Origin of the sequence: Pedobacter aquatilis (assembly GCF_030409415.1) — a bacterium.
Taxonomy (GTDB): domain Bacteria; phylum Bacteroidota; class Bacteroidia; order Sphingobacteriales; family Sphingobacteriaceae; genus Pedobacter; species Pedobacter aquatilis.
This window is the reverse complement of the sequence record NZ_JAUFPW010000035.1, coordinates 318,016-327,035: the sequence shown is the minus strand read 5'-3', so window position 1 is coordinate 327,035 and position 9,020 is coordinate 318,016. Positions and strand designations below refer to the sequence as shown.

Here is a 9,020-nt window from a genome sequence, read left to right as displayed (position 1 = left end):
TGCAGCCGTAAAAAGAGGAACACCGTATCTTGCCGAAATAGCAACCTAAATTAATGCTACTCAGAAAAATTAATTAACCTTTTATTTGCAAAAACCATAGAATACGGGTTTAGAGTAAAAAGGTTATTCGGCTAAGGTCGAAAACATGCAATTTCATTACTGGCAGTTAAAGCAGCCTGCAATGAAATTGTGTGTTTTCTTTTATAAGAGTTAGTCATTTGCAAGTTCACATTGCCGTTAGTTTTAACCAACGGATAATAGAAAAGAAAGATTTTCAAAAAAGAATGCTCCCTGCCTAACAATGATGGAAATGTTGCGCTAGTTACTATATTTCACTAAATATTCTGTCCCTTTCTCTATCTTAACTTCATAATTTCCTCTTGAAATTTCCTCTACAATAGCACCCTTAACAATTGGTTTCGTTTTACTTTTTATTTTAAGCGTACCTGTTCCAACGGCAGAAGTTACCTTAATTTCTTTCTTATTCATATAAACGGAAATATCACCATTAGCCGTAGGCACATTGCCTTCCATCCATTCCAAGCCGCCTAAACTTGGTTCAATGGTGTATGTTTCGTAACCTGCACTAACCGGGCTTACGCCTAAATAATATTTCCCTAATAAATAAATCGGACTAGCGCCCCAAGCGTGGCAAAGGCTTTTTCCATATGGACGACCGTACATTTCTAAATGCTCCACACCTTTTTTATCAGGATTGTATTCTTCCCAAAAAGAGGTTGCACCTAACTTTAGCATTCCACCCCAATAGCTTTTCATTTCTTTTAATACGTATTTTTGCTCGCCCATTGCACACAAAGCTTCCAACTCGTAAAAACGCATGTAAGGTGTGGTAATTTTAGCAACATTATCGTTTAGCAAAACATTCTTCTTAACGCCTAATTTTTGCTCTGGAGTAAAATAATCAAAGAAGATTCCGAACATATTTGCATATCTGGTTACGTTATCTGTTTGTTTAGCATTAATTCTGCTGTGCACCAAAGCATTTTTATTTTGGTTCCAATAAAGCTCAAAAATTTTGCTTTTTAATTCTTTTGCCTGCTTATCGTATTTTGAAGCACCGTCAACATCATTCGCAAGTTTAGCACACAAAGCCATCGTTTCTAAACTTCGGGCGTAAAGTAACTGCTCAAAACTTACCTCACCATCTTTACTCAATTTATCAGCCCAATCAATAAAAATCCAATCGCCTGGCATCCACTCCAATAAACCATTTTTGTTTTTTCTACCATCAATATAAGTCATAAGCGATTGCATTCGTGGATAAATATCCTGCACAAACTTTTGGTCGCCTGTAAACTTGTAGTAATCGTAAATCCCCAGAAACCAATAAAAAGAATAGTCCATTATCGTATTAATATGGGCGGTAACCGGGTCTTTTCCACGTTGTGCAAGTAGTGTTCTTTTAACCGTGGGTGCATCAAAAAACGAATAATAATTCATCAGGTAACTTTGGTATGCATCGCCACTCCAAACCCATCTATCACGTTTTATTCCATCAATAAAAAACTCCCGAGTATTTAAATGGAAAGTGTATTTAGCGACATCATAAATCTTGTTCAATTCCGCATCTGACGATTTAAAACTGCCGCGTTCGGTTACCGGCGCATACTCATAAAGCATGGTTACAGAATCGACCGAAACATTTCCGCTTGGCTGATAATTCACATATCTAAAAGCCTTTGAAAGCGGCATAATGGAATCTTTCTTCTGCGATAAATCGACATCAACGTAATCCAAGGTTTCACATTTACCCGTCGATAAAGCCTCTTCAGGCGATTCGCCATAGTAAAGACTTGCTCTGCCCTTGCCCTTTAAGCCATGAAGTTTAATAAAACCAAACGTTTCTTTTCCAAAATCATATAGTGTACCTGCCTCGGCTTTTTTCGATGAAACTGCTTTAAGCGCTACGGTTGGCAACTTAAATTGCGATGGCAATTTGGTTGGGTCGGTTAAATTCCACGAGCCAGCGGTGACGAAAGTTGTTCCCGATTTATCAGAAACTTTACCACTTTGGTCTATCCACTCTTTATCTTCGAAAGTAGTTAGCCAGGTTTCATCAGAAACCACAGTTTTGCCTTGTACAAAAATTGCGGGAACTGTTCCCTGACTGTAAACTTTTAAACTCAACTTGTGCTTTCCGGCAGGGATTTTCACCGTTTTAGGAAAGCCAGAAATCGCCTGACCGTCAATCTTTACGTTGTAAGTACCTTCTACAAATAGCTTAACTTCTTCAGCTTCTGTAAGGGTAAATTCTTTATGAAAATCGACTAGAACATAATGGCTATCCATTTTCCAAAATACAGGAAAGAATACGCCCCGCTCGGTTCTTCGGTTTTGCATTACGTTACTCATATAAATATCAAAATCGCCTGGATACCAAATCCATGATGCTTTTTGAGCCAACGCAGGGCTTAGCAAACCACTGAAAATAGCGATGAGAAGTATATTTTTTAAGTTTTTCATAATTTAAAATTTGGTTCAAGAAACGTTATATTAAAGGTTACATTTATTTGGTTCGTGAAGACACGAACCAAGGCTGTAAAATTATTTATTCTGTGTATCATCCGACTTCGGACTAAAGACTCCCAACATTTTTAATGTCCATTAAAGAAAATATATAAGGCAATCATAATTATGGTTAAGGCACCAAAAGAAATCCAAACTCGGCGACTTGGTTTTTCGGTATTTGCCAGGTGTTCTTCATTGATTTTATAAACTGATGGCGAGGAATCAGTAAGTGAAATTGCTATTGATAAAACCGCTAACAGCACAAAAATCAAGAATGATAAAACCAAATAGTGTGGCCAGAAATCATACATTGAAGATGGGAAAACCCACAAATAGCAAACCCCAATCCCTAAACTGATTATGGAGCCAACTGAAAGCGTGAAATTAACTGCTTTTTTGGTTGTTCTTTTCCAAAAAACTGTCGATAAAAATACAACTGATAATGGCGGTGCGATAAATCCAAGCACGGCTTGAAAAATATCGAATAACTTTAAGCCTTGAATATTATCAATCGCTAAGGCGACCAAAATCGCAAAAACACAACCAGCTATTACGGTTAATCTACCTACTTTAATTACTTGACTTGTTGTTGCTTCTGGATTGATTTTTTTCACATAAACATCCATTGTAAAAACCGTACTCAAAGAATTTAAGCAAGAACCAATGGAACCGACTAAAACCGCAATAAGTACCACAATCACCAAACCGTTCATCCCAGGGGGAAATAAAGTGGTAACCATGGTCATGTAAGCCATGTCGGCATTTTCTAAACCAGGATATAAAACATAACACAAAATACCGGTAACGATAAAAAGCGGCAGCGATAGTATTTTTAACCAGCCAATAAAACTCACGCCAAGCTGACCTTGTTCTAAATTTTTTGCACCTAAAACCGATTGAACCATGGATTGGTCAGTACAGAAAAATGCTACCGCCGAGACTGGATACCCCAAGAGAATAGCGTACCAAGGATATTGTGGATCGCTTGCGGGTTGTACTAAATTCCAAAAATGCTTTGGTGTTGTATCGTATAATGCTACAATACCACCAACTTTTTCTAAACCTAAATAAGTTAAGGCTAAAGAAACGCAAATCAGCAAAATCATTTGAAAAACGTTTACTTTGGCAATGGCCTTTAATCCTCCAAAAAAAGCAAAAAGACCTGCAAAGGCCACAATTACCGTTACAGATTGCCACATCGGCACACCTAAAATTTGTCGGACTAAAACTCCACCAGCAAACAAACCAAGAGATAGCCAGGAAATTAAAATCTTAACTAAAGCATACCATGCCAATATATTTTGGGTAGAATCGCCATAACGGTTTCCCATAAACTCTGGCATGGTGCTAACTTTTGCAGCTAAATATTTGGGTGCAAAAACAATGGCTAACAAGAATAAAAAGATGAACGCATACCATTCGAAATTTACCGCAACAATTCCTGTAGTGTAGCCAATGCTTGCAAATGCAACCAACATGGATGGACCAACATTTGTGCCCCACATATTAAAACCAATGCTGCTCCAACCCAAAGATTTATTGGCTAAAAACAAGTTTTCATCGCTTTTCTTTTTCGAGAAACTTGCCCGATATCCGATAATTATCAGAATAATGAGGTAAGCGATTACGATGAAGTAATCTAAATTGGTTAAGCGTTCTACAATGTTGTTCATTGGTTTATTTGGTTAGTTTTGCCTAATTTTTTGCCACGGAAGCACTGAATTCACGGAATTATTTTTTTTAAGCGCCCGTATATTACTATTTTATTTTGCACTAATTCCTTGTTCCTCAGTATTTCTGTGGCAAATATTTATAGTCCTATAGATTCCCTTGTAATCTTATTTGCTTTCAAAATTTCATCTATTTTTACTGGCAAACCTATTTCCATTGATTTATCCATTGCCTGTAAAAGCGCAACTGTACCAATACCTTCTTTCAAATCCGGGTATGCCGTAAATTTATTATTAATGCTATCTGCGAAATAATCTAAATAGTTTTGATATTCTCCTGCATGATGGCTTTGCCCCTCGAAGCGGAAATAATGTTTCAGCGTTGAATCGCCCCAGGTAATGATTTTTTCTTCGCCAGTTTTAGTGGTTACGGAATAACGTAATTCATGGTAATCGGCCTGACTGGCGCCTTCGGTTCCTCGTAAAACACAGCTCATTCCACTATCGCGGCTTGCAGGTTGCGTCGGACCAGTGTATGCACCACTCACGCGAGCAATTCTACCATCTTTAGCTTTAAAGATGAAGTGCATAGTATCTTGATTCTTCAACCCAGCTTTTAAGCCATTAGCACTTAACATACCGTAACCCATCACCTCTTCAATATCGGGCATATACCAACGTACAAAATCTACAGGATGACTTAAACCGCCATACAACCATTTAAACGATTGTTTTAAAGACCAACCTTTCTCTAAAAACCAACGATGGTCGGCATGGTAATAACTCTCTATGGTAATTAATTCGCCAATTAAGCCTTTATCAAAATCTTTCCTTTGGCGCATTGCAGGTTCAAAAAAGCGAGAGCTTTGTCCGACAAAAATCTTTTTTCTCGACTTTTTACTTAATTCCAAAAGTTCATTTGCCTGCGCCAAATCATCAATAAAAGGTTTTGTACAAACCACATGTTTGCCATGTTGCAAAGCGAGTTTGATGTGTTCAAAGTGCAAATGATCAGGCGTGTAAATCGCAATCATATCGATTTTATCGCTGGTTAGCATGTCTTCATAATTGGTTGTCCAGTTTTGAAAATCGAACTCCAAAGCACGTTCTTCGCAAAGTTTTTTATTGGCATCGCAAATTTGAATCAACTTAAATTTCCTACTGGCCAAGGATGCAGAAATCGTGCTTCTGCCCTCACCTAATCCTAAAATCCCTAATCTTAACATATTTATATTTAGCGTTATAACATTCTTAATTTCATTATTTTCACCATCGCAATGATGACTTTACTTAATTTTCTATCGGTTTAAAAAACACCCAAACTTCATTTGCTTTTGTACCTTCAATTCCTTCTTGGTATTTTTTCATTATCGCATTCCATTCATCCACTCTTGGATTATTCTCAGTCGTTTTCGGATTCAAATCATCAAGTTTTTTTCCTTTGGGGATGCTGATGATTAGCATCAATTGCCTATCCTTTTTAAAAATTGCCAAACGTTGAAACTCTGCATTGCAAAAACCCTTTGATATTTCGGGCCATTTTTCGAACTGGGTTTTATGGTAATCCAGATATTCATTTTGCAGCTTTTCATCCTCAACCAAATTGGCCGATAAAATAATGTTATCCCATTCTTTAACAGGTTTATCGCCACAGTTTTTCGCTCGTTTAAAATCATAAAACAGATTATCGTACAGCTTGATATCTTTAGCATTTAAACGTTTCAAGGTTTGCTGCAGGCTTTCAACTTTTAGTGTCGAGGTATAAATCACCAATCGATTATTCCATTTATATATTGATGATGGCAAAAGATTATTCTCCTTTGCAAAGTTTTCTAAAATTTTATCTGTTGGGAGATTTTCATTTTCAAAAACCAACTCAAAAACGACCGATTTATCTTCAGCAACGTTAATTCCTCGATTTGAATAGCTAGATTTTTCATTTAGTAAATATTGATAAGATGGTTGTAAACCCGCATTTTGCTTAGTTTCTAATGAAACTTTTGGCCCGTTCTTTTCCCACAAATTACCTGGTCCGTTGGCATTTTGAAGGTACTTTTCGGCTGGTGTCCAATTATTTTTTACTGTAAAATTTGATGAACCTTCATCCGTATATAAATAAAACCAATGCTCTGGAAGATGCGCATATGGCGCTTTGTAGATACTATCAATAACATTTTCAGTGATAAAAGATTCTGGCTGTGCTGATAAAGTGTAAATCCCAGCAACATCATACATATGTTTCCCGTAATGATGAATTTTATTCGCAGTAACTGTATTGTTCTTCATAGCGTTAGGCGTTTTTGTCCAACCCCAACCCAAGCTAATGCCCGAATAAGAAACATTTCGAATCTCGTTGTGCAAAATTTTAATACCGCGAACATAACCCGCACCAATGCCTACAGCGCCCCAATCTTCGTTAGTTGCATCCGTAATTAAGTTATTTTCGATAACATCATTGGTAGAAATTTCTCCCTTATCTGATGGATTATAAGGCAGATGGACTTCTGTTGCTTCATCAGAAAAAGTGCCGATTAGAATTGCCGAACCACCAATATCTGTAAATAAATTCCCTTGGATAAGATTATCGGCTGTGCCTTTTTTAAAATCTAAACCTGTTGAGGCTATGTGTTCAAAACGACAAGATTGAAAAGAAATCTGTTTAGCATAATTAACTTCAACGGCTGATGCAGGTCGCCCAACCCAAGCTTGATTTTCCAAGCTTGCCTTATCTGGTGTTCCAGGCGTTTTTAACTTATAGGCATCAAGCATGTACATTCCTGCCTGATGTGGCACATGTCCAAATTTTGATGGTCTTAACCAGCTAGAGTGCTCGAAAGAAATTCCTTTAAAATTTACATACGATACAGGGTTATCAATTGTCCCCTCAATCTTAACCAGATTTTCTAAAACTGGAGCAACAACATCCGCCTGAAGCATATTTTCATTTGCTCTTGGCCAGTAATAAAGCTTATGATTTTTCAAGTCTTCAAACCATTCGCCAGGCTCGTTTAAAAACTGAATAGCATTTGTGAGGTAAAAAGCGGAGTTTCCAGTCTTTTCAGAAATCCATGGAGCTGGCCAGGGATGCTCAGATTGTATGCGACTTTCTGGCTGCATAAACGATAATTCAGCACTATTTCCAATTATTTTAACCGATTTTATACGAAGATTTGCAACCGCCCACCATTGGTGAATCAGCATTTCCATACCTTTAATATTGGATAAGTTGATGTTTTTTTGAAGTGGAATTCTACAGGTTTGATCTTCCTTATTCCAAGACAAAATTCTGCCCATCAGCTCACCATTGTAGTTTTTAGCTCTGATGGCTTTTTTACCGCTAACCCAAAGCTGACGAAATTGCAAATCAATTCCATCAAAATTTGGAACATCAGTAACCCAAACTTTACCAATTGCTTCTTTCGGCAAACCTGCAACAGGCATAGTAAGTTTTTTCCATCCATTTATTTTCGTTCCACCACTTAAAACTACTTTTTCAGAAGCAATTATTTCCGTCGGACTCTCTTTAGTACCTGAATCTTCTGGTCGTAAAACGATTGCCTCATCTAGCTGATAAAAACCTCGCTCAATATAAATTTTGATGCCATTTTTTATAGATGAATCATTTAAACGCCTCAGTTCACGAGCTTTTCTGATGGCAAAATGTAAAGAGGCTAATGGTTTTCCTTTTGTACCAATATTACTATCAGAACCATTTTTAGAAACGTAAATATCAGCTGCCTTGACATTTAAACTTAGGAATAGAAAAGAAAAAATTATAATAAAATACGACCTTGCTTGATAATTTCTTAGCAAACTGTAACAAAAATTATAATTTATTTTGCGATAAACATTTAGCATACCTTTCACTATTTTTCTTTCCATAAATCGACTAATGAGATTGCTTCGTACCTCGCAATGACGAACCATCTTCCTGAAAAATGGATTTTAAATATTTTGTATTCGCAGTGAAATTATATTTGACATTGGTGGGTTGTTTAGCATCGCGACTTCTTTCTATTACCAACCAACCACTCCAGCGCATATCATCTAAGGTTTCTTTTACTTTTTTTAAGTTGATTTTTGGGTCGTTTTCGAGCCAAACGCCATCTTCATTTGTTGCATGAATTTGAATGATATTTTTACGGCCTAAAATTCTTAATTCTTCATATAAATCTCTTCCGTTTTTTATCGCATTAGAAAAATTGAAATAACTTTTAACGTTTTTAGAACCGACTTCTTCGAGCAATTGTAATTCACCTTTTGCATCTAAAGAGGTTTCAATTCCAATAACCACTCCCGATTTTTTCGCCATTTTACCTGCGATTTTTAGCCGCTCAACGATAGGTATTCTCAACTCAGGATTTTGAACTAAATCGCCTTGAACACCGAGCGGAAGAAAGACAACCTTCACATTCATCGCCTTTGCAGTATCCAAACAATCCTGAATCATTTTTTGATAGGTTGGACGAGTAGCAAAAGATTGTGCATAAAATCCTGTCATTGCCAGAGCACAAAATCCTAAGTTCAATTCCCTGGCCTTATCTAAATATTCCTGCCTGATTTTTGGGTCGGCCAGCTTATTATCAAAAGTTTCCCTGTTGCCTAAACCGCCCATATCTATTTCCAAACCGTCAGCACCGATTTCTTTCGCAAGCGGCAAAGCACTTATTTTCTGACGTTTAAGAATCATTAAATCAATAACCGCAACTTTGTATTTGCTTTTTAAGGTTGAGGCTTGCAAAATGTTCGGCACAAACAAAGCGCCCGTTATCAAAGCTGCATTGGTAAGAAAAGTTCTCCTGTCTTGATTCTCCATATTAA

At 37.0% G+C, this 9,020-nt stretch carries 5 protein-coding genes; all 5 read right to left on the bottom strand.

Annotated elements, in window-relative coordinates; all coding sequences use genetic code 11:
• Positions 1 to 318: 318 nt before the first annotated feature.
• Positions 319 to 2,484: an alpha-L-rhamnosidase-related protein gene (locus tag QWY86_RS18285; RefSeq protein WP_290244206.1), complete on the bottom strand. Its 2,166-nt coding sequence runs from the start codon at positions 2,482 to 2,484 to the stop codon at positions 319 to 321.
• Between the two features lie 131 nt (positions 2,485 to 2,615).
• A complete protein-coding gene (locus tag QWY86_RS18280) occupies positions 2,616 to 4,202 on the bottom strand; it encodes a sodium:solute symporter family transporter (protein WP_290244205.1) in 1,587 nt (528 codons plus the stop codon).
• 137 nt (positions 4,203 to 4,339) lie between these two features.
• On the bottom strand, positions 4,340 to 5,425 hold the full coding sequence (locus tag QWY86_RS18275) for a Gfo/Idh/MocA family protein (RefSeq protein WP_290244203.1): 1,086 nt from the start codon (positions 5,423 to 5,425) through the stop codon (positions 4,340 to 4,342).
• A gap of 64 nt (positions 5,426 to 5,489) precedes the next feature.
• Positions 5,490 to 8,081, bottom strand: coding sequence for an L-rhamnose mutarotase (locus QWY86_RS18270; RefSeq protein WP_290244201.1), 2,592 nt, complete (start codon positions 8,079 to 8,081; stop codon positions 5,490 to 5,492).
• A 7-nt stretch (positions 8,082 to 8,088) separates the two neighbouring features.
• Positions 8,089 to 9,015: a sugar phosphate isomerase/epimerase family protein gene (locus QWY86_RS18265; protein ID WP_290244199.1), complete on the bottom strand. Its 927-nt coding sequence runs from the start codon at positions 9,013 to 9,015 to the stop codon at positions 8,089 to 8,091.
• Between the last annotated feature and the right edge of the window lie 5 nt (positions 9,016 to 9,020).

Coding starts and splice junctions, on each gene's coding strand:
- QWY86_RS18285 (WP_290244206.1), bottom strand. CDS start 2,484: ATGAAAAACTTAAAAAATATACTTCTCATCGCTATTTTCAGTGGTTTG.
- QWY86_RS18280 (WP_290244205.1), bottom strand. CDS start 4,202: ATGAACAACATTGTAGAACGCTTAACCAATTTAGATTACTTCATCGTA.
- QWY86_RS18275 (WP_290244203.1), bottom strand. CDS start 5,425: ATGTTAAGATTAGGGATTTTAGGATTAGGTGAGGGCAGAAGCACGATT.
- QWY86_RS18270 (WP_290244201.1), bottom strand. CDS start 8,081: ATGGAAAGAAAAATAGTGAAAGGTATGCTAAATGTTTATCGCAAAATA.
- QWY86_RS18265 (WP_290244199.1), bottom strand. CDS start 9,015: ATGGAGAATCAAGACAGGAGAACTTTTCTTACCAATGCAGCTTTGATA.